Here is a 25028-nt window from a genome sequence, read left to right on the forward strand (position 1 = left end):
GAACAGGACCGTGAAACGACTCTACGCCGATGATAGTGCGGATTCCCGTGTGAAAGTAGGTAATCGTCAGGCTCCCTCAAGCCAAAAACCCCCGCCCGACAAGGCGGGGGTTTTTGCATTTCGGCGGCGGAAATGTTCGGTGTGCCTCGCGACACGAGCTGGGGCGTAAACGGCGTTATCAAGCCCGCTGGCCGGACTGATCCAACTCCGCTGTTTCCGCTGCAACCTCTGTTACCGCAGTCGGTAGCTCAATCCCATCAATTGCACGCGGTGAGCGATCTTGCCGCCATCTGCTCCTATCAGACCGTAATCCGCAAGATCGGAAAGAATCTACCCGGGATGACACCCAATTCTTTTTCGCCGATTTTTTCGGCTCCCAACGCCAGATAGAACGGTGCAGCATTGGGATCGGCTTCGATCACAAAGCGCTTAATTCCTCTCGCGGCGGCTTCGGTCCGAACTGATTCCCACAGAGCACGGGCGACGCCCTGGCCCATATGATCGGGGTGAACGAACAGCCATCCGGGTGTCGGCAGATCCGAATCCAATGATGCTCGGATCCAGAACCCGATGATCGACTCGCCTGATTCCGCGACGTAGCCAATCGCCCCTTCGATCGTCTCCGGCGAAATCGTAAGATCTTTTTGCCACAAGTCGAGCCATTCCTTTGGATAGCCCCAGTGCGCTTTCGACAGGCGCGCCAGTCGCGCGAGTTCGTCCGCGTCCGCGGCACGCGCAGAACGCACGGCAAATAGGTTGTGCATTTCGTCTCTCATCACTGCCGACACCACGTCGGCCGGCGTCTTCATCAGTGCATCGTCAGAACCGCGGCGTAGCATTGCCCGATTGATGGCCAGCATGCTCGCGGGGGCTTTGCCCGACACTATTGATCCCCGCACGGCCGGCGCAATGACATGACCTGCGATGCATGTCCGGCAACGACCCGCCATTTGGCGTCCGATCGACGCCAAAGTCGCGTATAGGCAAACGTACCGGCGAATGCCGCGCCATCGAAATGGCCTGCGAGCTTCGCTCGCGTCGTGGTCAGGATCATCTCGTCGATCGCGCATGCACGCATTTCGTGGACGTCGAGTGTGTCGAGACGCAGAAGCTTCGCGCGATGCGCGGTGAGGTCGTCCTCCTTCGAGATGATCTGGCCGGTCGGGACAGTGAATACCAGATCGTCGTCCAGTAGCGCGTCGAGCGCTTCGACATCGTTGGCCAGCATCGCTGCGCGGAGCGCGGTTTCGCAGGGTTCGATGACGGTACGGATTGCATCCATGTCAGACCTCGCATCATTTCGGAAGGGAAGCGGCACGGCGGCGACAAACGCAGCCTACCGCGCATTTGACAACGACTGACGTCGGACCAGCATCACCAGGCAGATGCCGATCGACGCGATGAGATTGACGACCGGATAGAACGCGACCGCGACACTCCACGTGCTCAATGCCAGCAACGCCAGTGCGTACTTGAGCACGCACAGCGCGAAATAGGCGAGGCTCTCGCTCCACGGATCGCGGATCGTCTTGCGCACGGTCGGGCCAAGGCCGGCAAGCTCGATCAGCGTGACCAGACAGATCGACACCGTCGGATCGTCGGTCAGCATCCACAGCGGAATGGCCGACAGTGCCGCGCACAGGAACAACCAGTCGAGGCCCGTCCAGCCACGCTCGCCGCGAAACAGGCTGGCGATCAGCGTCAAAAAGCACGTGACGGCAATCGCCGCCGTGCACCACGCGGACGGCCCCGCGCCCGCGACGAACTGGCCGGCGGCCGCGATCGCCGTGACGACCGACCATACGAGCCACGTGAACAGATGCGGGCGAACGGTGCGCCGGTAGATCGCGAGCGCGTAAGGGATCGCTGCCAGCAACGACACGGCCGTTCCGATCACGCCGAAGATCGAAGCGGCGCTCCCATCGACATTCACCATCGGCGCAACCTCGTTCAGACCGGCCGACCAGTATGTGGTCTGACGGATCGGGGTGCAACGTCATACGCGCGCTGCGGTGCGGCGAGCTTCATGCAGATTCGCACCGGAACGTGGGAGAAATCCGATCCAAACAAACGGCACCCGGACGGCGATGCTGCAGGCAAACCCACGGCGCATCGGCGCCTGCTTGACGTCAGCAATCGAATGTCCGCAGGCGCTCGGCGTGTTCTTCGAGCCCGTCGAGCCCGAGATAGTGGCTGAGCTTGCCGGCGCGAACCTTGCGGATGTCGGCCTGCAGCTTGTCCAGCAGTTTCTCGCTCGCCGCGCGGTAGGCAGCTGCTGTATCGACGCCATGGGCCGACAGCGCTGCGCCGATCAGCCGTGCGCTATCGGTGCCGCCGCCCGCGACGCAACGCGCCATTGCGTCGGCATCCGGCTGCACGCCGGCGTCAAGCAGCATGCGCATCAGCGTGGCCGGTATGGCGCCGGACACGGATGCCAGCGCATCGGGCACGACCGGTGCGCCCGCTCCGAGCAACGCGGCGGCGGCGGAAAACTTCTGGCGTCGCAGCGCGTAATCCGTCGGGATCGAACTGCCGGCGAGCGCCACGCCGAGATCGGCGACGAGCGGCGCCAATCGCGCGATGAGTGCCGCATCGTCGTGATCGATCGCATGGCGCAATGCGTGACGTGCGAGCACCGGCTGCGCGCCGAGTGTGCCGTCGGCGAGCGGCGTGCGCCAGTCGATCACCGCTTGTCGATAGAACGCGATCAGCTTGTCCGCCAGCGATGCCGACAGGCCATGATCGTCGCGGCGTTCATCGACGTATTCGAGCAGCGTGACACCGGTGCCTGGTTCGCCGCCGGGCGCCAGCGGATCGACATGAAGCTGCAGCGCGCCGAATGCCGCGTACAGATCGGGGGCGATCGTCGCGACACCGTCGTCGTGCATCGCGCCGCGCCACGCGGGCGGCAACCCCTGTTTCCACGCAAGTACATGGCCATAGTCGTGGGCGCCGGGCTCCGTCACGACGTAGATGCGGTCGCAATATTCGAAGCCGCCGAACGGCAGCGCACCGATTTTGCCGTTCCACGTGCGCGCGTTCTCTTCCGCGGCTTCTTCGGCCAGTTCGAGTTCATGGTCGATCCATCCCTGCAGGTCGCGGTAACCGTCGCTGCCGTTGTAGAACAACTCGCTCCAGCTGATCGCTTCGACATTGCCGTTCATCTCCAGCGTCAGGTCGTAGTCGAGGCTGCCGCCGGCCGTGACGCGCCATAGCTCGAGCAACGGAAGCGGAATGTCGCCATGACAGCAGGCCTGCACGGCTGCGATCTGGTCGGCCGCCATCGGCGGTTGTGCGTCGAAGATCACGCGGCCGGCAAACAGCACGATACCGTGCGCGCGCAGATCGGCCAGTTCGGTGTCGGAAAAGCGGGTGGCTTGCATCGGAGCGTGAGCGGTGATGGTGGATCGGTGTTCGCCGCGGTCCGCGGACAACGGACGGCAGCCACGTGGGTGCATCGTATCAGCGGCGCGTGGCGAGACGCTCCGCGCCTGCATGCCACTCAAGACTCCGCGTTCGCCGCATGCACGTCGCGCCGAAATGCACCGGGGCTCGTGCCCGTCCATTTCCGGAACGCGCGATGAAACGCGCTCGGCTCGGTGAAGCCGAGTTCGGCCGCGATCTCCGCGACGCTGAGCGCGTGCCCGCGCAGCAGCGACTGGGCCAGCGCGCCGCGCAACTCGTCCTTGATCGCCGCGAAGCTTTGCCCTTCGCTGCGCAAACGCCGCCGCAGCGTCGCGGGCGTCGTGTCGAGGCGCGCGGCCAGCGTGTCGAAGTCGGGCCACTCGGCGGCCGGCAGCGCCTTCAGATACGCGCGCGTCTTCGCGACCCAGCCCGTGTCGTGCCGGTAGCGCACGAGGAGATTGCCAGGCGCGCCGCGCAGGAAGGTCTTCAGCGCCTGCTCCGAACGGATCGTCGGCAGCGCGAGATAGGCGGCGTTGAATGCGAGTCGGCTGTCAGGCCTGTCGAAATGCACGGGGACGCCGAAGAACTGGTGATAGTCGCTGCGCTGGCCGGGGCTCGGGCACGCGAAATCGATGCGCTGCAGCGGGATGCGCCGGCCGATCAGCCAGCACGCGACGCCGAGCAGGATCAGCCAGAACGTCCGGTACGCGAACGCCGGGTATGGCGTGCCCGATTGCGCCAGCACGATCTGCGCGTGCCCGTCGGCCACGACGAGCTCGCCGTGCGGTTCATCGAGCACGACCCGGAGGAACTGCAGCGCGCGCCGCAGCGCCTTGTCGAGCGTGCCCGCATGCAGTACTGCGTGGCACAGCAGCGTGAAACTGCCGCGCCGCATCGGGCGCGCGGCGAGGCCGAAGAATTCGTCGTCGAGCACGCCCGCGATCGCGAGCCACAGTCGGCCGTACTGCTGCGGCGTGACGGGCTCGCGCACGACGGCCGGCAGCCCGGCGGTGCGCAGCACCGGCGCCGTCGGCAGGTCGTGCCGGCGCAGGCAGGCGAGCGCATCGTCGACGAAATCCGGCGAAATCATCTGCGGCCCCATTTTCCTGCGTCCTCCCGACATGGCAAAAACGATCACGATTCTAGATTCCGTTTGTCATTGATTGCAATGTATGGGCTGTCTACTATCGATGTATCCCCGTCGCGCCCCTGGCTCGCCGGCGGCCATAACGCACAGGAGACACGCATGCCAGAAGGAGCTACCGCCCGGGCGGTGCCGGCTTACGCCGACGCCGTGGCCCGATTCAGTATCGAGACCGCCGCCGCGCAACTGAGCGGCGACCTGGAGCGCGGCCTGAACGCGTGCATCGAATGCTGCGACCGGCACGCGAAGTCGGACGCTATCGCACTCGACTGGATCGACGCCGGCGGGCAGCACCATCGCTTCACGTTCGCGCAGATGCAGGCGCTGTCGGCCCGGGTCGCGAACCTGCTCGTTGCGCAGGGCGTGAAGCCGGGCGACGTGGTGGCCGGGCTGCTGCCGCGCACGCCGGAACTCGTCGCGACGATCCTCGGCACGTGGCGCGCGGGCGCCGTGTATCAGCCGCTGTTCACCGCGTTCGGCCCGAAGGCGATCGAGCACCGATTGCGCATGAGCGATGCGCGGCTGATCGTGACCAACGTCGCGAATCGCGCGAAGCTCGACGAAATTGCCGAGTGCCCGCCAGTGGCGACGGTGCGCGAAGCAGGCGAGACGCTGTCGGCGCACGACATCGATTTCCGCGCGGCGCTCGACGCGCGGTCCGATACGTTCGAGCCCGTGCTGCGCAAGGGGTCGGACCTGTTCATGATGATGTCGACGTCGGGCACGACGGGCTTGCCGAAGGGCGTGCCGGTGCCGCTGTACGCGTTGCTCGCGTTCGGCGCGTACATGCGCGAAGCGGTCGATCTGCGCCCCACTGACCGGTTCTGGAATATCGCCGACCCGGGCTGGGCGTACGGCCTCTATTACGCGATCACCGGCCCGCTCCTCCTCGGCCATGCGACGACGCTCTACGAGGGCAGCTTCACGGTAGACAGCACGTATGACGTGATCGAACGGCTCGGCATCACGAGCCTCGCGGGTTCGCCAACCGCGTTCCGGATGCTGATGGCGGCCGGGCCGGAAGCGGCCGCGCGCATGAAGGGCCAGCTGCGCGTGGTGAGCAGCGCGGGCGAACCGCTGAATCCGGAAGTCGTGCGCTGGTTCCACGCGGCGCTCGGTGCGCCGATCCACGATCACTACGGCCAGACCGAGCTCGGAATGGTCGTAAACAACCATCACGGCCTCGCGCACGTGGTGCACGTCGGTTCAGCCGGCTTCGCGATGCCGGGCTATCGCGTCGCGGTGCTCGACGAAGCGGGCCGCGAGCTTGGCCCCGGCGAGCCCGGCAACCTCGCGATCGACATCGGGCGCTCGCCGCTGCTGTGGTTCCGCGGCTACTGGCAGCAGGACACGCCGGCGATCGCGGGCGGTTACTACCGGACCGGCGACAACGTCGAGCTGGAGCCGGACGGCGCCGTGAGCTTCATCGGCCGCGCGGACGACGTGATCACGTCGTCCGGTTACCGGATCGGCCCGTTCGACGTGGAGAGCGCGCTGATCGAGCATCCGGCCGTCAGCGAGGCCGCCGTGATCGGCGTGCCCGACCCGGAGCGCACGGAAATCGTGAAGGCGTTCGTCGTCCTGTCGAAAGGGTTCGACGGCACGCCCGAACTGGCCGAGGAATTGAGTCTGCACGTGAAGCGGCGGCTGTCCGCTCACGCTTATCCGCGCGCGATCGACTTCGTCGACGCGCTGCCGAAAACCCCGAGCGGCAAGATCCAGCGCTTCGTGTTGCGCAAGATGGAAGCCGAGAAGGCCGCTCAACCCTGAATACGGACTGCCAATGAATATCAAGGATCGCGTTTTTCTGATTACGGGCGCCGGTTCCGGCCTCGGCGCCGCGGTGGCGCGCATGGTCGTCGCGCAAGGCGGCAAGGCCGTGCTGCTGGACGTCAACGACGAGGCGGGAGCGAGTCTCGCCAACGAACTCGGCGCGGCCGCGCGCTTCGTGAAGACCGACGTGACGAGTGAAGCCGACGGTCAGGCGGCCGTCGCGGCAGCACGCGACACGTTCGGCCGCGTCGATGCGCTCGTCAATTGCGCGGGCGTCGCACCGGGCGAGAAGGTCGTCGGCCGCGACGGCCCGCATTCGCTCGACCGCTTCGCACGGGCGGTATCGATCAACCTGGTCGGCACGTTCAACATGATCCGGCTGGCCGCCGAAGCGATGTCGAAGCAGGACGCCGACGCGGAAGGCGAGCGCGGGGTGATCGTCAACACCGCGTCGGTCGCGGCGTTCGACGGGCAGATCGGACAGGCCGCGTATGCGGCGTCGAAGAGCGGCGTGGTCGGCATGACGTTGCCGATCGCACGCGAGCTCGCACGCTTCGGCATTCGCGTCGTGACGGTCGCGCCCGGCATCTTCGCGACGCCGATGATGGCCGGCATGCCGCAGGACGTGCAGGACGCGCTCGGCAAGAGCGTGCCGTTTCCGCCGCGGCTCGGCCGCCCGGAAGAATTTGCGGCGCTGGTGCGCCACATCGCCGAGAACACGATGCTGAACGGCGAAGTCATCCGTCTCGATGGCGCGTTGCGCATGGCACCGCGCTGACACTGGAGGAAGCGAATCATGACGACTCAGGATCCGATCGTAATCGTGGGCGCGGCGCGCACGCCGATGGGTGGTTTTCAGGGCGACCTGGCGGCGGCCAGCGCCAGCGACCTCGGCGCGGTGGCGATTCGCGCGGCGCTCGAGCGCGCGAACGTGCCGGCCGAACGCATCGATGAAATCGTGTTCGGCTGCGTGCTGCCGGCCGGCCAGGGCCAGGCGCCCGCGCGCCAGGCCGCGCTGAAGGCCGGGCTACCGCTCGCGGCGGGCGCGACCACGGTCAACAAGATGTGCGGTTCCGGGATGAAGGCGGCGATGTTCGCGCACGACCTGCTGCTGGCGGGTTCGGCGGGCGTGGCCGTGGCGGGCGGGATGGAGAGCATGACGAATGCGCCGTACCTGCTGCCGAAGGCGCGCGCGGGCATGCGCATGGGGCACGGGCAGGTGCTCGACCACATGTTCCTCGACGGGCTCGAGGATGCGTATGAAAAAGGCCGCCTGATGGGCACGTTCGCCGAGGATTGCGCGCAGGCTTACCAGTTCACGCGCGAAGCGCAGGATGCGTTCGCGATTGCGTCGCTGACGCGCGCGCAGCGCGCGATCGCGGAAGGGCATTTCGTGTCGGAGATCGCGCCGGTGGCCGTGAAGGCCGGCAAGACGGAAAGCGTCGTGTCGATCGACGAGCAGCCGGGCAAGGCGAAACTCGACAAGATCCCGACACTGAAGCCCGCGTTCCGCGACGGCGGCACGGTGACGGCCGCGAACGCATCGTCGATCTCGGACGGCGCGGCCGCGCTCGTGATGATGCGCCGCTCGGAAGCCGAGCGCCTCGGCCTCACGCCGAAGGCCGTGATCGTCGGGCATTCGACTCATGCGGACAAGCCCGGCCTGTTCGCGACCGCGCCGATCGGCGCGCTGCGCAAGCTGTCGGAGAAAACCGGCTGGAGCCTGCGCGACGTCGATCTGTTCGAGATCAACGAAGCGTTCGCGGTGGTGCCGATGGCCGCGATGCGCGACCTCGACCTGCCGCACGAGAAGGTGAACGTGCACGGCGGCGCGTGCGCGCTCGGGCATCCGATCGGCGCATCGGGCGCGCGCGTGATGGTGACGCTGCTGGCCGCGCTCGAAACGTACGGCCTGACGCGCGGCATCGCCTCGCTGTGCATCGGCGGCGGCGAAGCGACGGCGGTTGCGATCGAGCGGGTCGCGTAATACATCGCGTAACGCATCGCATCGCATCGCTCGCTCGCACGCTCGCACGCGGCATCACGGGCGGCGCGTATCGCACGGGACATCCCGTGTGGTGCGCGCCGCCCGTTTTTATTCGGCGGATCGTCGTGTCGCGCTACGGCTTCGCGTTCGGCGACACCGCGCCGCACGCACGAATCACGAGCTGCACGACCTGCTCGGTCTTTTCGTCGAACGCCTTCTTCGTGAACGCGCGCTTGCCGCTCAGCGCGCGAATCTGCGCATCGAAATCCGCATAGTGCTGCGTGGTCGCCCAGATCAGGTACATCAGTGCATGCGGGTCGATCGGCGCGAGCAGCCCGCGTGCGATCCAGCCTTCGATCACCTTCACGCGGGTGTCGAACCACGGCTTCACGCGTTGCGACAGGATGTCCTGCATGTGCTCCGCGCCGTGGATGATCTCGTTGGCCCACACCTTCGAGCCGAGCGGGCGTCGCTGCGACAGCGCCATCTTCGCGCGCACGTAGCCGCCGATCGCCTCGACCGGATCGTCGCCGGCCTCGAACGAGCCGGCCGCGCGATGCCAGTCCTCGAACAGGTCGTCGAGCACGCGGCGGTACAGCGCGAGCTTGGTCGGGAAGTAGTAGTGCACATTCGCCTTCGGCAGACCCGCGCGTTCCGCGATCATCGCGGTGCTGGCGCCGGCGAGCCCGCGTTCCGCGAATACGGCCTCCGCGCACGCGAGCAGATGCGCTTCGTTGGACTCGCGGATGTGCGCCTTGCGTCGCCGCAAAGGCGCCGGCGTTTCGTCCCGGTCGGTGGCTTCGATCGTCGCCTCGTCATGTCTCATCGTTACCCTCGCGCGGCGGCCATGCCGCGTTGGGCTTCATTCTAGCCGCTGATTCGCGTCGCGCGCACGCGGATGGATGCCGCCACGCCGCGGCGATGCTGCGTTGCGATGGCACGTTTCTCGCTCCGGTGCGTCGCGCAAGAAAGACGTTGCGCTGGTCATTTTGATCGTCTAAAACCTGTCCAATCGGACAGGATTTAACGCGTTTCGCGAACCGACAGGGCATGCACGGCATCCGGGCGGCGTGCCCCGAAACAGGTCTCACATGCACCGGCACAGACCGGGCCGACGACATCACCGACCCCACAGGAGCGATACGAATGAACGCGGTATCGGAAACAGTGAAGCAGGCAGCTTTCGACACGTCGATCAAGGTCGACGGCAGGCGGTTGTGGGACAGCCTGATGGAAGTCGCGAAAATCGGTGCGACCCCGAAGGGCGGTGTGTGCCGTCTCGCGCTGACCGATCTCGACAAGGCCGGCCGTGACCTGATCGTCGGCTGGGCGAAGGCCGCCGGCTGCACGGTGACGGTCGATACGATGGGCAACGTGTTCATGCGCCGCGCGGGCCGCGTGGCCGACGCGGCGCCGGTCGTCACGGGCTCGCACGCGGATTCGCAGCCCACCGGCGGGCGTTTCGACGGCATCTACGGCGTGCTCGGCGGCCTCGAGGTGATTCGCAGTCTGAACGATCACGGCATCGAGACCGAGCATCCGGTCGAGGTCGTGATCTGGACCAACGAGGAGGGTTCGCGCTTCGCGCCGGCGATGGTCGCGTCGGGCGTGTTCGCGGGCGTGTTCACGCTCGACTACGGGCTATCGCGCAAGGACGTCGACGGCAAGACGATCGGCGAGGAGCTCGCGCGCATCGGCTACGCGGGCGACGTGCCGTGCGGCGGGCGCAAGCTGCACGCGGCGTTCGAGCTGCATATCGAGCAGGGGCCGATTCTCGAAGCGGAGTGCAAGACGATCGGCGTCGTGACCGACGCGCAGGGACAGCGCTGGTACGAGATCACGTTCACTGGCCAGGAAGCGCACGCGGGACCGACGCCGATGCCGCGCCGCCGCGACGCGCTGCTCGGCGCGTCGCGGGTAGTCGATCTCGTCAACCGGATCGGCCTCGATCATGCGCCGTTCGGCTGCGCGACGGTCGGCATGATGCAGGTCCACCCGAACTCGCGCAACGTGATTCCAGGCCGCGTGTTCTTCACCGTCGATTTCCGTCATCCGGACGATGCCGTGCTCGCGAAGATGGACGCGGCGCTGCGCGACGGCGTCGCGCGCATCGCGGGCGACATCGGGCTCGACACCGAACTCGAGCAGATTTTCTACTACAAGCCGGTCGCGTTCGACCCCGCCTGCGTGGCGGCCGTGCGTGATGCGGCCGACCGCTTCGGCTACTCGCATCGCGACATCGTGTCGGGGGCGGGCCACGACGCGTGCTATCTGGCGCAGGTCGCGCCGACGTCGATGGTGTTCGTGCCATGTATCGACGGCATCAGCCACAACGAGATCGAGGACGCGACGCCCGCATGGATCGAGGCCGGCGCGAATGTGCTGCTGCACGCGATGCTGTCGCGTGCGTGCGAGCCGGCTTCATGACGGATCGGATATAGCGCGGCCAGTAGACCGCGCACAGTTCGACCATAGCATTCCTAAGCATGACCGCCCCGACTGTGCATTCGCAGCCGGCGGGGACGGCTTTGTCTCCACCCAGTCGAAGGAACGCGTATGACCACCCAGCCAACCGGCGATATCGCCGCGCATCGCCTGTCGTCCACGCAACTCTCGTGCGAATTCGCCGATATCGCGCCGCTGCTCGATCCGACCGCCGCGGCGGCTGCCGCCAGCCGCTGCCACTACTGCTACGACGCGCCGTGCGTGCACGCGTGCCCGACGCAGATCGACATCCCGAGCTTCATCCGCAAGATCGGCAACGGCAACCTGAAAGGCGCGGCGGCCGACATCCTGTCCGCGAATCCGCTCGGCGGGATGTGCGCCCGCGTGTGCCCGACCGAGATCCTGTGCGAAGGCGCTTGCGTGCGCAACCATCAGGATGCACAGCCGGTCGCGATCGGCGCGTTGCAGCGGCACGCGACCGACTGGGCGATGCAGACCGGCGCAGTTCAGTTCCGGCGCGCGCCCGAGACGGGCCGCCACGTGGCGGTGGTCGGCGCTGGGCCGGCCGGGCTCGCCTGTGCGCACCGGCTCGCGCTCGCCGGGCACCGCGTCACACTGTTCGACGCGCGGCCGAAGGCCGGCGGCCTCAACGAATACGGGATCGCCGCGTACAAGACCGTCGACGATTTCGCGCAACGCGAAGTCGAATGGCTGCTGTCGGTGGGCGGCATCACGCTGGAAACGGGTATGGCGCTCGGACGCGACGTCACGCTCGACGCATTGCGCGAACAGCATGACGCGGTATTTCTCGCGATGGGCCTCGGCGGTGTGCGCACGCTCGCGATCGACGGCGAGCAACTGGGCGGCGTGATGAACGCGGTCGATTTCATCGAGCAGGTGCGGCAGGCGGACGGGCTGGAGAACGTGCCGGTCGGGCGGCGCGTGGTCGTGATCGGCGGCGGCAACACGGCGATCGATGCGGCGGTGCAGAGCCGCAAGCTCGGCGCCGAGCGCGTGACGATGGTGTACCGGCGCGGCGTGGATGCGATGAGCGCGACGTGGGCCGAGCGCGAGTTCGCGCAGAAGAGCGGCGTCACGCTCGTCACGCACGCGAAGCCGGTGCGTATCGCAGGTACGGACGGGCAGGTCACGGGCGTCGAATTCGAGGCCGCGTCGGGGGAGCGTTTCAGCGTCGACGCGGACATGGTGCTGAAGGCGATCGGCCAGACGCTCGTGCCGGACGGCATCGCGGCGGAATTGCTGACCGCGGACGGTTCGCGTATCGCGGTCGATGCGGACGGGCGCACGGCGCTGCCGGACGTATGGGCCGGCGGCGACTGCGCGGCGACGGGCGGCATCGACCTCACGGTGCAGGCCGTGCAGGACGGCAAGCGCGCGGCCGCGTCGATCGACGCGACGCTCGCGGCGCGCGACGCGAAGGCGGCCTGAACGCGCGACGCACCGCACGCACACCGAACACGACCCCCTTCTCACGGAGCCGAACATGGCCGATCTCCGCTGCACCATCGCAGGCATTACTTCGCCGAATCCCTTCTGGCTGGCGTCCGCGCCGCCGACCGACAAGGCCTACAACGTCAATCGCGCGTTCGAGGCGGGCTGGGGCGGCGTCGTCTGGAAGACGCTCGGGCTCGATCCGCACGTCGTCAACGTCAGTTCGCGCTATGGCGCGGTGCAGTGGAACGGCCAGCGCATCGCGGGGCTGAACAACATCGAGCTGATCACCGACCGTCCGCTCGACGTGAACCTGAGAGAAATCGCGCAGGTGAAGCGCGACTGGCCGGACCGCGCGCTGATCGTGTCGCTGATGGTGCCGTGCAACGAGCGCGACTGGAAATGGATTCTGCCGCTCGTCGAGGATACCGGCGCCGACGCGGTCGAACTCAACTTCGGCTGTCCGCACGGGATGAGCGAGCGCGGGATGGGCGCGGCGGTCGGGCAGGTGCCCGAATACGTGGAGATGGTCACGCGCTGGGTGAAGGAAGGCACGAAGCTGCCGTGCCTCGTGAAGCTCACGCCGAACATCAGCGACATCCGGATGGGCTCGCGCGCCGCATACAAGGGCGGCGCGGACGGCGTGTCGCTGATCAACACGATCAACTCGATCGTCGCGGTCGATCTCGACCAGATGGCGCCGATGCCGACCGTCGACGGCAAGGGCACGCACGGCGGCTATTGCGGGCCGGCGGTCAAGCCGATCGCGCTGAACATGGTCGCGGAGATCGCGCGCGATCCGGAAACGCCGAACCTGCCGATCTCGGGCATCGGCGGCATCTCGTCGTGGCGCGACGCGGCCGAGTTCATGGTGCTCGGCGCCGGCAGCGTGCAGGTGTGCACCGCCGCGATGCATTACGGCTTCCGGATCGTGTCGGATCTCGCCGACGGCTTGTCGAACTGGATGGACGAGAAGGGCTACGCGACGCTCGACGACATCCGCGGCCGCGCGGTGCCGAACGTGACGGACTGGAAATACCTGAACCTGAAGTACGACATCAAGGCGCGCATCGACCAGGATCGCTGCATCCAGTGCGGGCTGTGCCATATCGCGTGCGAGGACACGTCGCATCAGGCGATCACGGCGACGAAGGACGGCGTGCGGCACTTCGAAGTGATCGATTCGGCGTGCGTCGGGTGCAATCTTTGCATGCATGTGTGTCCGGTCGAGCAATGCATCACGATGGAGCGCGTCGACGCGGGCGACTACGCGAACTGGACCACGCATCCGAACAATCCGGCGAGCGCGGAGGCGGGGCCGAGTGCAGGCGCCGCGGCGCCCGAGAAGCACGCGAAGCAGGCTGCCTGACCGGCGTCCGGCGATGCGGGGCATCCTGCACCGCCGCCTTTCGTTCCACCCGGGCCGGCATCGCACGATGCCGGCGTTGACGTTTTCGTGGAGTGTGTTCGATGAATCACGCAGCGATTCCCGCCGATCCCGACAGCGCCGCGGCGCACGGCGGCAGCCTGTACAACGACGACCTCGCGCCGACGACGCCGGCGCAGCGCACGTGGAAGTGGTACCACTTCGCGGCGCTGTGGGTCGGGATGGTAATGAACATCGCGTCGTACATGCTCGCGGCCGGGCTGATCCAGGAAGGCATGTCGCCGTGGCAGGCGGTGATGACGGTACTGCTCGGCAACCTGATCGTGCTCGTGCCGATGCTGCTGATCGGCCATGCGGGCGCGAAGCACGGGATTCCGTACGCGGTGCTCGTGCGCGCGTCGTTCGGCACGCAGGGCGCGAAGCTGCCGGCGTTGCTGCGCGCGATCGTCGCATGCGGCTGGTACGGGATCCAGACCTGGCTCGGCGGCAGCGCGATCTACACGCTGCTGAACATCCTGACCGGCAACGCGCTGCACGGCGCGACGCTGCCGCTCGTCGGCATCTCGTTCGGGCAACTCGCGTGCTTTCTCGTGTTCTGGGTGTTGCAGCTGTACTTCATCTGGCACGGCACCGATTCGATCCGCTGGCTCGAAAGCTGGTCCGCGCCGATCAAGGTCGTGATGTGCGTGGCGCTCGTGTGGTGGGCGACGTCGAAGGCGGGCGGGTTCGGCTCGATGCTGTCGGCGCCGTCGCAGTTCGCGGCGGGCGGCAAGAAGGCCGGGCTCTTCTGGGCGACCTTCTGGCCGGGACTGACCGCGATGGTCGGCTTCTGGGCGACGCTTGCGCTGAACATTCCTGATTTCACGCGCTTCGCGCATTCGCAGCGCGACCAGATGATCGGTCAGTCGATCGGGCTGCCGCTGCCGATGGCGCTGCTGTCGGTGGTGTCGGTCGTCGTCACGTCGGCGACCGTCGTGATCTACGGCAATGCGATCTGGGATCCGATCGACCTGACGAGCCGGATGACCGGCATCGGCGTGGGTATCGCGCTCGTGATCCTCACGCTCGACACGATGTGCTGCAACCTCGCGGCGAACCTGGTCGGTCCTGCTTACGATTTTTCGAGCCTGTGGCCGAAGGCGATCTCGTACCGCACGGGCGGGATGATCACCGCGACGATCGCGATCGTGATGATGCCGTGGAAGATCCTCGCGACGACGGACGGCTATATCTTCACCTGGCTCGTCGGCTATTCGGCGCTGCTCGGGCCGGTCGCGGGCATCCTGATGGTCGACTATTTCCTGATTCGCGGCACGCAGCTCGACACGCGCGCGCTGTTCGACGAGCGCGGCGGCTTCAGCTATGCGCGCGGCTGGAACCCGGCCGCGCTCGTCGCGCTCGCGGTCGGCGTGCTGCCGAACCTGCCGGGCTTCCTGCATACGGCGTTTCCGGCGTCGTTTCCGAACGTGCCGGCGTTCTTCAACACGCTTTACACGTACGCGTGGTTCGTCGGCCTCGTGCTGGCGTCCGGCGTGTACGGCACCTGGATGAAGTGGCGCGCCGGACCCCGCGCGCAGATCGCGAGCGCATGACGCGCGAGCCGGAGGCGACTCGCGCGCGGCATGCGGCACCCGACAGTCAACGAGGAGGCAACGACATGGCAATCCTGATTCGTGGCGGCACCGTGGTCGATGCGGACCGCTCCTATCGCGCGGACGTGCTCTGCGCGGACCCGCAGGACGGCGGCACGATCCTGCAGATTGCGGAGCGGATCGACGCGCCGGCCGGCGCAACCGTCGTCGACGCGCACGACCAGTACGTGATGCCGGGCGGCATCGATCCGCATACGCACATGGAACTGCCGTTCATGGGCACGACCGCGAGCGACGATTTCTATTCGGGCACGGCGGCCGGGCTGTCGGGCGGCACGACGAGCATCATCGACTTCGTGATTCCGAGCCCGAAGCAGCCGCTGATGGACGCGTTCCGCGCATGGCGCGGCTGGGCCGAGAAGGCGGCTTCCGATTACGGTTTTCACGTGGCCGTGACGTGGTGGGATGAGAGCGTGCACCGCGACATGGGCACGCTCGTGCGCGAGCATGGCGTCTCGAGCTTCAAGCACTTCATGGCGTACAAGAACGCGATCATGGCCGACGACGAGGTGCTCGTGAACAGCTTCACGCGTTCGCTCGAACTCGGCGCGCTGCCGACCGTGCACGCGGAGAATGGCGAGCTCGTGTTCCAGCTGCAAAAGGCGCTGCTTGCGCGCGGGATCACGGGGCCGGAGGCGCATCCGCTATCGCGGCCGCCCGAGGTGGAAGGCGAGGCCGCGAACCGCGCGATCCGCATCGCGCAGGTGCTTGGCGTGCCGGTGTATATCGTGCACGTGTCGGCGAAGGACGCGGTGGACGTGATCACGCGCGCGCGTAGCGAAGGGCTGCGCGTGTTCGGCGAAGTGCTACCGGGGCATCTGGTCATCGACGAGGCCGTCTATCGCGATCCGGACTGGACGCGCGCGGCGGCCCACGTGATGAGCCCGCCGTTCCGCTCGGCCGAGCATCGCGAGGCGCTGTGGCGCGGGCTGCAGTCGGGGCAGCTGCATACGACGGCGACCGATCACTGCGTATTCTGCGCATCGCAGAAGGCGATGGGCCGCGAGGATTTCACGAAGATCCCGAACGGCTGCGGCGGCGTCGAGGATCGCATGTCGGTGCTGTGGCATCACGGCGTGAATCACGGCCGCATCACGCCGAACGAGTTCGTGCGGATCACGTCGACCAATGCCGCGCAGATTTTCAATCTGTATCCGCGCAAGGGCGCGGTGCAGGTCGGTGCCGACGCCGATCTCGTCGTGTGGGACCCGGCCGCGACCAAGACGATCTCGGTGAAGACGCATCATCAGCAGGTCGACTTCAACGTGTTCGAGGGGATGACGGTGCAGGGCGTCGCGACGCACACGCTCACGCGCGGCGCACTCGCATGGGCCGACGGCGACTTGCGCGCGGTGCGTGGCGCGGGCCGCTATCTGAAACGTCCGCCGGCGGCTGGCTACTACGAGGCCGCGCGGATCGCGAACCGGCTGCGCGAGCCGCATCCGGTCGAGCGCGCGGGTTGAACGATGCGTGTCGCGCGGGGCGTGTCCGTTCTGACGGCACGCCCCGCGCGTGTTTTAGCGGCGTAGATAGAACAACTGATCAAGTTCTCGAAGACGAAAACAGAAACGATCGATGCCATTGATCGCGGCGATTTTGGCGACGTTGCGGGCGTGCATATCGAGCGAGTAACATCCACCCACCCGATCACGCGGGTCGCGGGCACGGGCCGCCCGCCGGACAGTTCAAATAGTGAGAAAGGAGCACAAAGGTGGATATTCTGCGCAGTCTCCTCGGTATGCTGTTTCTGTTGCTGGTCGCGTATCTGCTGTCGAACAACCGCCGCGCGGTCAGCGCGCGGACCATGATCGCCGCGCTGCTCACGCAGTTCGCGATCGGCGCGCTCGTGCTGTTCGTGCCGTCCGGCCGCGCAGCGCTGGCCGCGGCCGCGAACGGCGTCAATCGCGTGCTCGACATGGGCAATCACGGCATCGCGTTCGTGTTCGGCGGGCTCGTCGACGCGCGGATGTTCCAGTTGTTCGGCGATGGCGGGTTCGTATTCGGCCTGCGCGTGCTGCCGATGATCATCTTCGTCACCGCGCTGATCTCGGTGCTGTACTACATCGGCGTGATGAAGTGGATCGTCGCGATTCTCGGCGCGGGGCTCGCGAAAGTGCTGGGCGTGAGCCGCATCGAGGCGTGCTCGGCCGTCGCGACGATCTTCCTCGGGCAGAGCGAGATGCCCGCGCTCGTGAAGCCGTTCGTGCGCAACATGACGAGCGCCGAGATCTTCACGGTGATGGCGAGCGGGATGGCGTCGGTCGCGGGCTCGGTGCTGGTCGGCTATGCCGGCCTCGGGGTGAAGATGGAGTACCTGCTCGCCGCGTCGTTCATGGCGGTGCCGGGCGGGCTGCTGTTCGGCAAGCTGCTGTTTCCGACCGTCGAGCCGAGCCGCGTGGTGGTCGACGGCCTCGATTTCGACGACAAGCGCGCCGCCAACGTGATCGAGGCGGCCGCATCCGGCGCGTCGGTCGGCCTGCGCATCGCGATCAACGTCGGCGCGATGCTGATCGCGTTCGTCGGGCTGATCGCGCTGATGAACCTGATCGTCGGCGGCGCCGCCGCGTTCGCGGGCTTTCCGCAGGTCACGCTGGTCGGCATCATCGGCCACCTGTTCGCGCCGCTCGCGTGGATCATCGGCGTGCCGTGGCACGATGCGACGCTGGCCGGCAACTTCATCGGCGAGAAGCTGATCTTCAACGAATTCGTCGCGTACGGCGACCTGTCGCCGTACCTGAAGGGCGGCGCGCATGCGGCGGCGGCCGGCCTGCAGGTGCTCGACCCGAAGACGCTCGCGATCGTGTCGTTCGCGCTGTGCGGTTTCGCGAACTTCTCGTCGATCGCGATTCTCGCGGGCGGCTTCAGCGCGGTCGCACCGGAGCGCCGCTCGGACGTCGCGCGGCTCGGCTTGCGCGCGCTGACGGCCGCGACGCTGTCGAACCTGATGAGCGCGGCGATTGCCGGGCTGTTTTTCTCGCTGCATTGAACCGTGCAGCAGACTCCGACCGATCAAGGCGAGGCAACGATGTTTCTACCGCAGGAATTCATTCGCAGGAAGCGCGACGGGCAGCCGCTCGATCGCGACGGGATGGCCGCGTTCGTGCGCGGCGTGACCGACGGCAGCGTGACCGAGGGCCAGGTGGCCGCGTTCGCGATGGCCGTGTATTTCAACGACCTGAGCACCGACGAACGCGTCGCGCTGACGCTCGCGCAGCGCGATTCGGGCGACGTGCTCGACTGGCGCGCGCTCGATCTCGGCGGGCCGGTGATCGACAAGCATTCGACGGGCGGCGTCGGCGACGTCGTGTCGCTGATGCTCGGGCCGATGGTCGCCGCGTGCGGCGGCTACGTGCCGATGATTTCGGGGCGCGGGCTCGGACACACCGGCGGCACGCTCGACAAGCTCAGCGCGATTCCCGGTTACGACGTGATGCCCGAGACGGACGCGTTTCGCCGCACGGTGCGCGAGGTCGGCGTCGCGATCATCGGGCAGACCGCGCGGCTCGCGCCGGCCGACAAGCGCATCTATGCGATCCGCGACGTGACGGCGACCGTCGAATCGGTCGCGATGATCACCGCGTCGATCCTGTCGAAGAAACTCGCGGCAGGGCTCGACGGGCTCGTGATGGACGTCAAGGTCGGCTCCGGCGCGTTCATGCCGACCGCGGAGAAATCGGCGGAACTGGCGCGCAGCATCGTCGACGTCGGCAACGGCGCCGGCATGAAGACGACCGCGATCCTCACCGACATGAACCAGTCGCTCGCGCCGTGCGCGGGCAATGCGCTCGAAGTGGCGTGCGCGATCGACTACCTGACGGGCAAGTCGCGTCCCGCGCGTCTGCACGACGTGACGATGGCGCTGTCGGCCGAATTGCTCGTGACCGGCGGGCTGGCGCGCGATGCCACCCACGCACGCGAGAAGCTGCAGCAGGCGCTTGATTCCGGCGCGGCGGCCGAGCGTTTCGCGCGGATGGTCGTCGCGCTCGGCGGCCCGGCCGACCTGATCGACGCGCCCGCGCGGCATCTGGCGCGGGCGGCCGTGATCGTGCCGGTGGCGGCACCCGCGAGCGGCGTGGTGCAGCGCGTCGATTGCCGCGCGCTCGGGCTGGCGGTGGTCGCGCTCGGCGGCGGCCGCACGCGCGCGGAGGACGCGATCGACGTCAGCGTCGGCTTGACGGCGCTTGCAGAGATCGGGCAGCGCATCGAGGCGGGCGAGCCGCTCGGTTTCGTGCATGCCCGCGACGAAGCGGCCGCGGCCCACGCGGCGGACGCCGTGCGCCACAGCTACGTGCTCGGCGAGACCGGCGAAGCGCCGCCGACCCTTTACCAGCAGATCGGCTGACCCTGCTCCCGGAGGCATCACCACGATGGAACGAGACGAACTGATCGAACAGGCGAAGGCGGCGCGCGAACGCGCGTATGCGCCGTATTCGCGCTTCAAGGTCGGCGCGGCGCTGCTGGCGCGCGACGGCACGGTGTTCCACGGCTGCAACGTCGAGAACGCGTCGTACGGACTGTGCAATTGCGCGGAACGTACGGCGCTGTTCGCGGCGATCGCCGCCGGCCATCGGCCGGGGGATTTCGCGCGGCTCGCGGTCGTCGGCGACACGGACGGCCCGATCGCGCCGTGCGGCGCATGTCGTCAGGTGATCATCGAGATCGGCAAGCCCGATATCGAGGTGATCCTCGCGAACCTGAAAGGGGCCGTCGAGGTCACGACGGCCCGCGCATTGCTGCCGGGCGCGTTCACGCTGTAACGACACGCGCGGCGGCGAGCCGCCGCGCGTCGCATGCGTCATGTCACGCGCTGTCGCGCGCGTCGCGGATCGGGATCACGGTGCGTGCGCCGCACTGGCGCAGCAGGTCGCGCAGCTCGTTGATGACCGGAAACACCTCGTGGTTCCAGTCGGCGCCTTGGGCGTCGTGCGCTTCCTGCTCGCGCTCGACGATCCAGCGATCCTCGCGGAAGATCCGCTCGGTGAACCACACGAGCAGCGGCCACGCGAGATCGAGCGCGAACGGGATGCCGGGCTTGTGGATCGACAGCAGCCCGAACGTGCGGTTGGTGCGCTGTTCGGCGTCGAGCGGCACGTAGACGATCCACAGGTCCATCACGAGCGTGCCTTCGCTCGAGCGGATCTGCAGCGTCTGGTACGGGTAGCCGGTGCGCACCGTCATCACGCTCTTGTCGGACTGGTCGGCCGGCTTCTTGCTCGCGCCGAACACGAGCGCCTCGCCGACCGGCTGCTTGCCCTCCATCCGCGCGAACGTGTAGTCGACCTCGACCCAGTCGTCGCCGCGGCGGCGGCCCACGGAGCGCGCGCGCATCTGCCCCATCTGCTTGCGATGCAGGAACTGATGGTTCATGTCCATCAGGTTCTCGTGCATGAACGAGTAGTGGCACTTGACCTCGCGGCCGAAGCGGCGCGTCTTGTACGCGGGATTGTCCGCGGATTCGAGCGCGGGGAACGGCCGTTCGTCGGCGAGCGTCGCGTCGCCCGGAAACACGAAGATCAGCCCGTGTGCCTCGCGGCACGGATACGCGCGCACGCCGTTGGGCAAGCGCTCGCGGCCGAGGTAGGGCACGTCGACGCAGCGGCCGCTGTCGCACGCGTAGGTCCAGCCGTGATAGCAGCAGCGCAGCGTTTCGCCGCTCACGACGCCCGCGTGCAGCGGCACCTGGCGGTGCGCGCAACGATCTTCGAGCGCATACACGGCGCCCGATTCGGTGCGCACGAGCACGATCGGATCGCCGGCGAAGCGCACGCCGAGCGTCTTGCCGCGCTTGAGCTCGCGCGACCACGCGAGCGGGTACCAGTGATCCGGGTGAATGGGCACGCGGCGCAGGTCGCGCACGACCGCGCCGGTGGACGGTTCTTCGAGGGTGTTGCTGTCAGGCAAAGGCACTGCGCGCATGCGTGACGCCTCCTGGCGGGACTGAATGTCGAACGCCGCAAGAAGCGGCGGGAATCAGGAGAGTCTACGCGAAGTTGCCGATCGCGGCGGATGCGATGCGGGTTTGCCCCGGCATCGCGTCCGCCGGTTCGTTGATCCGGCGCAAACGGGACGCCGCTGGTGCGTGGTGCCGGCGGCTCTGCCGGGCGACGGGCGGCAGCCCCGTCATGCCGCGAGCAGACGGTCGCAAGCGATTCATGAACGAATCATAAGCGGGCTTCGCGCCATAGCACCGGGTCGGCGCGGTACAGCGCCGGGAAGCGCTGCTTCAGCCCGGCGACCTTCGGCAGGTCGTTGAACGCGATATACGGCGCGTCGGGGTGCAGTTCGAGGTAGTTCTGATGATAGGCCTCGGCCGGATAGAAGCCCTTGTAGGCTTCGACGCGCGTGACGACGGGCGCCGCAAACACATGCGCGCCGCCGAGCTGCGCGATGTACGCGGTCGCGACCGTGCGTTGCTGCGCGGTGGTCGGGAAGATCGCGGAGCGGTACTGCGACCCTTCGTCGGGGCCCTGCCGATTCAGCTCCGTCGGATCGTGCGCGACCGAGAAGAACACCTGCAGCAGCCGGCCGTACGTGACCTGGGTCGGGTCGTAGACGATGCGTACCGATTCCGCGTGCCCCGTGAGCCCCGAGCCGACGAGCGCGTAGTGCGCGGTTTCGGACGCGCCGCCCGCGTAGCCGGCGGTCACCTGCTTCACGCCCTTCACGTGCTCGAACACGCCCTGCACGCCCCAGAAGCAGCCGCCGGCGAACACGGCCGTCTCGTCGTGCGACGCGCCGGGCGTTTCGTCGAGCGTCGGCGCGGGCACGGTGCGCATCGGCTCGGCGGAATTGACGATGCGCTGGTAGCCGAACACGGCGGCCGCCGCGACGGCGATGGCGCCGATGCGGCGCAGCATGGCGGCGCGCCGGCGTCCGGCGGCATCGCGGATAGGGATCGGGTTCATGTTTTGCTCCTTCGGAATGCGTTGGGAAAAGCGGCGCCGGGATGGCGGTAGCGCGCGCGATCAGCCGAAAGTGAATGCGTACGCATCGACCCCCGGATCGAGAAACTCGATCGCGAACGTGCGGTCGGCGATCGTGCCGGTCTGCCGGACGAGCTGGTACAGGCGCTGGCCGGTGACGGTGCCGTAGCCCTGCGCGTCGACATCCGTGCCATGCGCGGCGCCGGGCGCGGCGCCGTCGAGCGTCACGCGAAAGCGCACGGGCCGGCCGCTCGTGCCCGGGCCGAGCACCAGGTGCAGGTCGCGTGCATGGAAGCGGTAGACGATCCGGCCATCCGGCGCGGCCAGCGACGCGCGCTCGGCGCCGACGTTCCACGTGCCCGCGAGGCCCCAGCCGTTCAGATCCGGGCCGGCCGGCGCGTCGTAGCGGTGCGCCGCATCGCGCACGACGCCGCCCGGCGACGCGAAGCTTTCCGCGCGTGCATAGCCGACATAGGTTTCGGGCGAGCGGACGTTCGCGCTGTCGGCCGCCGCGAGCGCACCCTTCGCGGGCGCGCCGGCGAGGCCGAGCGGCACGTTCAGCGCGTCCGGGTGGCCGGCTTCGGCGAGCAGCGACTGGATCGCGCGTTCCGACTGCGCGTATTCGCCTTCGCCGAAGTGGTGATGGCGGATCCGCCCTTGCGCATCGATGAAGTAGTGCGCGGGCCAGTATTCGTTGTTGAACGCGCGCCAGATCGAATAGCCGTTGTCGATCGCGACCGGGTAGTCGATGCCGAGGTCGTGCACGGCCTTCTTCACGTTGCCGATGTCGCGCTCGAACGCGAATTCCGGCGCGTGGACGCCGATCACGACGAGCCCGTACGGCGCGTACTTGCGTGCCCACGCAGTCGTGTACGGCAGCGTGCGCAGGCAGTTGATGCACGAATACGTCCAGAAATCGACCAGCACGACCTTGCCGCGCAGCCCGGCCGCCGTCAGCGGCGGCGAGTTCAGCCACTGCACCGCGCCGTCGAGCGACGGCAGCGTGCCTTCGACCGGCAGCGCGGACGCGGTGGCGCCGGCCGCGCGCATCATCGCGCTGCCGGCCATCGCACCGCCGCCGGCCGGTGCGCCATCGGCTGCGGCGGCCATCATCGCGCCGCCCGTCGCGTCGTCGGTAGCGGCGGTCGCAGCCGGTGCCGCCGGTGCCGCCGGCGCGCCGTTCGAGCGGCCGCCGAGGCGGTCGACGAGCTTCGTTTCGAGCCCGCCCGTGGTGACCGTCGACAGTTGCGCGAGGGCGCCGGTATCGAGGCCGAGCGCGATCGCGCCGACGCCGGCCAGGAGCGCCGCGCCGATCCCGCGGCGGATCCATTCGCCGGCACCGAGCGAGCGCTTCATCGCGGCGAACACCTTGCCGCCGATCACGAGCGCGACGCCGAGCGACGTCGCCGCGCCGGCCGCATATGCGACGAGCAGCAGCGTCGTGCCGACGCTCGCGCCGCGCAGCGCGGCGCCGGTCAGCACGAGGCCGAGGATCGGGCCCGCGCACGGCGCCCACAGCAGGCCCGTCGCGACGCCGAGCAGCAGCGACGACGCCGGGCCGGCCGGGCGACCGTCGCGTTGCGCGAAGCCGGTGAGCCGGTTGCCGGCGGCGACGAGCGGGCGCGTCAGGTGTTCCGCGAAACGCGGCATCAGCAGCGTCAGGCCGAACACGGCGAGCAGCACGATCGCGATCCAGCGGCCGGCCTGGTTGGCCTGCGCGACCCAGCCGCCGCCGACGGCGGCGAGCGTCGCGACGACGGCGAACGTGAGCGCCATGCCGGCGAGCAGCGGCAGGCCGGTGCGCACGAACGGCTGGTCGGCGCGCGCGAATACGAACGGCAGCACGGGCAGGATGCACGGGCTCAGGATCGTGAGCACGCCGCCGAGATAGGCAAGGACGATGAGCAGCATGAGGCGTTCTCCAGTCGGATGGGGCGGGGCCGGATCAGGCGGCAGCCGGGTGGAACGCGAGCGCGAGGCCGTTCATGCAGTAGCGCAGGCCGGTCGGCGCGGGGCCGTCGTCGAACACGTGGCCGAGATGGCCGCCGCAGCGGCGGCAGTGCACCTCGGTGCGGACCATCCCGAACGACGCGTCGGTGTCGGTGCCGACAGCATGGTCGAGCGGTTTCCAGAAGCTCGGCCAGCCCGTATGGCTGTCGAACTTGGTGGCCGACGAGAACAGCGCGAGGTCGCAGCCGGCGCACGCGAACGTGCCGTGCCGGTGCTCGTCGTTCAGCGGGCTGGTGAACGGCCGCTCGGTGCCGGCTTCGCGCAGCACCGTGTATTGGGCGGGCGTGAGCCGGCGATGCCATTCGGCGTCGCTGAGCGTGATCTCGAACGGGGCGGCCTTCGGCGAGCCGGCCGGCGGCGCGGCGAACGCGCGGCCGACCAGCGCGCGGTGGCCGGCGGACGACAGCGCCGCGAGCGCGGCGAGGCCGGTGGCGCCGGCGAACAGCAGATGTCTGCGGGTGGGCATGATGGGCTCCTGGAAGCAGGTGCTGAAAACATGCGCTCATCGTAGGCGGCGGCCGGTGTCGAAGTCCTCACGGAAAGTTAAACGAATCGTGATGATCGGGATGTTCCGTCGCGGTGCGCTGGAATTTGCCGAAGCGCCAGCTGGCAACGGCCATCGGGCGGGTGAGCGGCCGATGTTGACCGAGCATCTGTTCGAGACGCGGTTTTTATTGTCTTTTTAGTGTTCGTCGAGCCGCGTGATGAATCCGGACTTGGGCTTGCCGGTCGAATCGGATCGGGATACGAGCGTGGTTGGATCGCGGTTGCGCATCACGTCGGGCGGCCGATGCGCGTGTGGACGCGGAAGTTTGACGGTTTTTATGTAGAAACTTCAGGGGGCCAGGTC

At 68.0% G+C, this 25028-nt stretch carries 22 protein-coding genes; 12 read left to right on the top strand and 10 right to left on the bottom strand.

What is annotated here, in order from left to right; translation table 11 throughout:
* Positions 1-299: 299 nt before the first annotated feature.
* The 5 genes from J8I33_RS31605 to J8I33_RS31625 all read right to left on the bottom strand — a co-directional run bounded on the left by J8I33_RS31605 (position 300) and on the right by J8I33_RS31625 (position 4507).
* Positions 300-764: a GNAT family N-acetyltransferase gene (locus tag J8I33_RS31605; protein ID WP_209939778.1), complete on the bottom strand. Its 465-nt coding sequence runs from the start codon at positions 762-764 to the stop codon at positions 300-302.
* Between the two features lie 119 nt (positions 765-883).
* Positions 884-1282: a nuclear transport factor 2 family protein gene (locus J8I33_RS31610; protein ID WP_124594573.1), complete on the bottom strand. Its 399-nt coding sequence runs from the start codon at positions 1280-1282 to the stop codon at positions 884-886.
* Between the two features lie 54 nt (positions 1283-1336).
* Entirely contained in the window at positions 1337-1936 is a 600-nt protein-coding gene (locus J8I33_RS31615; protein ID WP_175978263.1) for a hypothetical protein, read from the bottom strand.
* A 193-nt stretch (positions 1937-2129) separates the two neighbouring features.
* Positions 2130-3383: an SMI1/KNR4 family protein gene (locus J8I33_RS31620; RefSeq protein ID WP_209939764.1), complete on the bottom strand. Its 1254-nt coding sequence runs from the start codon at positions 3381-3383 to the stop codon at positions 2130-2132.
* A 119-nt stretch (positions 3384-3502) separates the two neighbouring features.
* A complete protein-coding gene (locus J8I33_RS31625) occupies positions 3503-4507 on the bottom strand; it encodes an AraC family transcriptional regulator (protein WP_089490203.1) in 1005 nt (334 codons plus the stop codon).
* Between the two features lie 144 nt (positions 4508-4651).
* Here J8I33_RS31625 and J8I33_RS31630 point away from each other — a divergent pair, with 144 nt between their 5' ends.
* Genes J8I33_RS31630 through J8I33_RS31640 form a run of 3 tightly spaced genes read left to right on the top strand, consistent with a single transcriptional unit; the run spans position 4652 to position 8309 of the window.
* The gene (locus J8I33_RS31630) at positions 4652-6319 is read left to right on the top strand and encodes an acyl-CoA synthetase (protein WP_209928752.1); all 1668 of its coding nucleotides are present in this window, start codon (positions 4652-4654) and stop codon (positions 6317-6319) included.
* Positions 6320-6332: 13 nt separating this feature from the next.
* Entirely contained in the window at positions 6333-7100 is a 768-nt protein-coding gene (locus J8I33_RS31635; RefSeq protein ID WP_050016180.1) for a 3-hydroxyacyl-CoA dehydrogenase, read from the top strand.
* A gap of 18 nt (positions 7101-7118) precedes the next feature.
* Entirely contained in the window at positions 7119-8309 is a 1191-nt protein-coding gene (locus tag J8I33_RS31640; RefSeq protein ID WP_124557668.1) for an acetyl-CoA C-acyltransferase, read from the top strand.
* Between the two features lie 133 nt (positions 8310-8442).
* On the opposite strand, the gene J8I33_RS31645 is transcribed toward J8I33_RS31640, so the two are convergent.
* Positions 8443-9135, bottom strand: coding sequence for a TetR/AcrR family transcriptional regulator (locus J8I33_RS31645; RefSeq protein ID WP_050016176.1), 693 nt, complete (start codon positions 9133-9135; stop codon positions 8443-8445).
* Between the two features lie 320 nt (positions 9136-9455).
* Between J8I33_RS31645 and J8I33_RS31650 the strand changes: the two genes are divergently transcribed.
* From J8I33_RS31650 to J8I33_RS31685, 8 genes are all read left to right on the top strand, one after another.
* Positions 9456-10736 (top strand): Zn-dependent hydrolase, encoded by a 1281-nt coding sequence (locus J8I33_RS31650; RefSeq protein WP_209939765.1) that lies wholly within the window; start codon positions 9456-9458, stop codon positions 10734-10736.
* Positions 10737-10865: 129 nt separating this feature from the next.
* Positions 10866-12203: an NAD(P)-dependent oxidoreductase gene (locus J8I33_RS31655; RefSeq protein WP_209939766.1), complete on the top strand. Its 1338-nt coding sequence runs from the start codon at positions 10866-10868 to the stop codon at positions 12201-12203.
* A 55-nt stretch (positions 12204-12258) separates the two neighbouring features.
* A complete protein-coding gene (gene preA, locus J8I33_RS31660; protein ID WP_050016169.1) occupies positions 12259-13575 on the top strand; it encodes an NAD-dependent dihydropyrimidine dehydrogenase subunit PreA in 1317 nt (438 codons plus the stop codon).
* A 101-nt stretch (positions 13576-13676) separates the two neighbouring features.
* A complete protein-coding gene (locus J8I33_RS31665; RefSeq protein WP_176017048.1) occupies positions 13677-15185 on the top strand; it encodes an NCS1 family nucleobase:cation symporter-1 in 1509 nt (502 codons plus the stop codon).
* Positions 15186-15250: 65 nt separating this feature from the next.
* Positions 15251-16708, top strand: a complete 1458-nt coding sequence (gene hydA, locus J8I33_RS31670; RefSeq protein ID WP_124631973.1) for a dihydropyrimidinase — start codon at positions 15251-15253, stop codon at positions 16706-16708.
* A 248-nt stretch (positions 16709-16956) separates the two neighbouring features.
* Complete coding sequence (locus tag J8I33_RS31675) at positions 16957-18231, top strand: NupC/NupG family nucleoside CNT transporter (protein ID WP_027786234.1); 1275 nt, start codon at positions 16957-16959, stop codon at positions 18229-18231.
* 39 nt (positions 18232-18270) lie between these two features.
* A complete protein-coding gene (gene deoA / locus J8I33_RS31680; protein ID WP_124557663.1) occupies positions 18271-19587 on the top strand; it encodes a thymidine phosphorylase in 1317 nt (438 codons plus the stop codon).
* Positions 19588-19612: 25 nt separating this feature from the next.
* The gene (locus tag J8I33_RS31685) at positions 19613-20002 is read left to right on the top strand and encodes a cytidine deaminase (RefSeq protein WP_050016161.1); all 390 of its coding nucleotides are present in this window, start codon (positions 19613-19615) and stop codon (positions 20000-20002) included.
* Between the two features lie 43 nt (positions 20003-20045).
* Here the strand turns inward: J8I33_RS31685 and J8I33_RS31690 are convergent, their stop codons facing one another.
* The 4 genes from J8I33_RS31690 to msrB form a co-directional block, all read right to left on the bottom strand.
* A complete protein-coding gene (locus J8I33_RS31690) occupies positions 20046-21161 on the bottom strand; it encodes an aromatic ring-hydroxylating dioxygenase subunit alpha (protein WP_050016159.1) in 1116 nt (371 codons plus the stop codon).
* Positions 21162-21406: 245 nt separating this feature from the next.
* On the bottom strand, positions 21407-22150 hold the full coding sequence (gene msrA, locus J8I33_RS31695; RefSeq protein ID WP_209928775.1) for a peptide-methionine (S)-S-oxide reductase MsrA: 744 nt from the start codon (positions 22148-22150) through the stop codon (positions 21407-21409).
* A gap of 60 nt (positions 22151-22210) precedes the next feature.
* The gene (locus tag J8I33_RS31700; protein ID WP_209939767.1) at positions 22211-24079 is read right to left on the bottom strand and encodes a cytochrome c biogenesis protein DipZ; all 1869 of its coding nucleotides are present in this window, start codon (positions 24077-24079) and stop codon (positions 22211-22213) included.
* A gap of 34 nt (positions 24080-24113) precedes the next feature.
* Positions 24114-24644: a peptide-methionine (R)-S-oxide reductase MsrB gene (msrB, locus tag J8I33_RS31705; RefSeq protein WP_050016152.1), complete on the bottom strand. Its 531-nt coding sequence runs from the start codon at positions 24642-24644 to the stop codon at positions 24114-24116.
* Between the two features lie 91 nt (positions 24645-24735).
* Between msrB and J8I33_RS34800 the strand changes: the two genes are divergently transcribed.
* Positions 24736-24864, top strand: a complete 129-nt coding sequence (locus tag J8I33_RS34800) for a hypothetical protein (protein ID WP_260436430.1) — start codon at positions 24736-24738, stop codon at positions 24862-24864.
* Positions 24865-25028 lie beyond the last annotated feature (164 nt).

The sequence above is a fragment of the Burkholderia sp. AcTa6-5 genome, assembly GCF_017815075.1.
GTDB classification, from domain to species: domain Bacteria; phylum Pseudomonadota; class Gammaproteobacteria; order Burkholderiales; family Burkholderiaceae; genus Burkholderia; species Burkholderia sola.

Excerpts from the sequence above, each read along its gene's own strand:
- J8I33_RS31635 (WP_050016180.1), top strand. The coding sequence starts at position 6,333 with ATGAATATCAAGGATCGCGTTTTTCTGATTACGGGCGCCGGTTCCGGC.
- J8I33_RS31610 (WP_124594573.1), bottom strand. The coding sequence starts at position 1,282 with ATGGATGCAATCCGTACCGTCATCGAACCCTGCGAAACCGCGCTCCGC.
- msrB (WP_050016152.1), bottom strand. The coding sequence starts at position 24,644 with ATGCCCACCCGCAGACATCTGCTGTTCGCCGGCGCCACCGGCCTCGCC.
- J8I33_RS31685 (WP_050016161.1), top strand. The coding sequence starts at position 19,613 with ATGGAACGAGACGAACTGATCGAACAGGCGAAGGCGGCGCGCGAACGC.
- J8I33_RS31700 (WP_209939767.1), bottom strand. The coding sequence starts at position 24,079 with ATGCTGCTCATCGTCCTTGCCTATCTCGGCGGCGTGCTCACGATCCTG.
- J8I33_RS34800 (WP_260436430.1), top strand. The coding sequence starts at position 24,736 with ATGATCGGGATGTTCCGTCGCGGTGCGCTGGAATTTGCCGAAGCGCCA.
- J8I33_RS31615 (WP_175978263.1), bottom strand. The coding sequence starts at position 1,936 with ATGGTGAATGTCGATGGGAGCGCCGCTTCGATCTTCGGCGTGATCGGA.
- J8I33_RS31625 (WP_089490203.1), bottom strand. The coding sequence starts at position 4,507 with ATGGGGCCGCAGATGATTTCGCCGGATTTCGTCGACGATGCGCTCGCC.
- J8I33_RS31650 (WP_209939765.1), top strand. The coding sequence starts at position 9,456 with ATGAACGCGGTATCGGAAACAGTGAAGCAGGCAGCTTTCGACACGTCG.
- J8I33_RS31640 (WP_124557668.1), top strand. The coding sequence starts at position 7,119 with ATGACGACTCAGGATCCGATCGTAATCGTGGGCGCGGCGCGCACGCCG.
- J8I33_RS31690 (WP_050016159.1), bottom strand. The coding sequence starts at position 21,161 with ATGCGCGCAGTGCCTTTGCCTGACAGCAACACCCTCGAAGAACCGTCC.
- J8I33_RS31645 (WP_050016176.1), bottom strand. The coding sequence starts at position 9,135 with ATGAGACATGACGAGGCGACGATCGAAGCCACCGACCGGGACGAAACG.
- preA (WP_050016169.1), top strand. The coding sequence starts at position 12,259 with ATGGCCGATCTCCGCTGCACCATCGCAGGCATTACTTCGCCGAATCCC.
- J8I33_RS31630 (WP_209928752.1), top strand. The coding sequence starts at position 4,652 with ATGCCAGAAGGAGCTACCGCCCGGGCGGTGCCGGCTTACGCCGACGCC.
- msrA (WP_209928775.1), bottom strand. The coding sequence starts at position 22,150 with ATGAACCCGATCCCTATCCGCGATGCCGCCGGACGCCGGCGCGCCGCC.
- J8I33_RS31665 (WP_176017048.1), top strand. The coding sequence starts at position 13,677 with ATGAATCACGCAGCGATTCCCGCCGATCCCGACAGCGCCGCGGCGCAC.
- J8I33_RS31655 (WP_209939766.1), top strand. The coding sequence starts at position 10,866 with ATGACCACCCAGCCAACCGGCGATATCGCCGCGCATCGCCTGTCGTCC.
- hydA (WP_124631973.1), top strand. The coding sequence starts at position 15,251 with ATGGCAATCCTGATTCGTGGCGGCACCGTGGTCGATGCGGACCGCTCC.
- deoA (WP_124557663.1), top strand. The coding sequence starts at position 18,271 with ATGTTTCTACCGCAGGAATTCATTCGCAGGAAGCGCGACGGGCAGCCG.
- J8I33_RS31605 (WP_209939778.1), bottom strand. The coding sequence starts at position 764 with ATGCACAACCTATTTGCCGTGCGTTCTGCGCGTGCCGCGGACGCGGAC.
- J8I33_RS31620 (WP_209939764.1), bottom strand. The coding sequence starts at position 3,383 with ATGCAAGCCACCCGCTTTTCCGACACCGAACTGGCCGATCTGCGCGCG.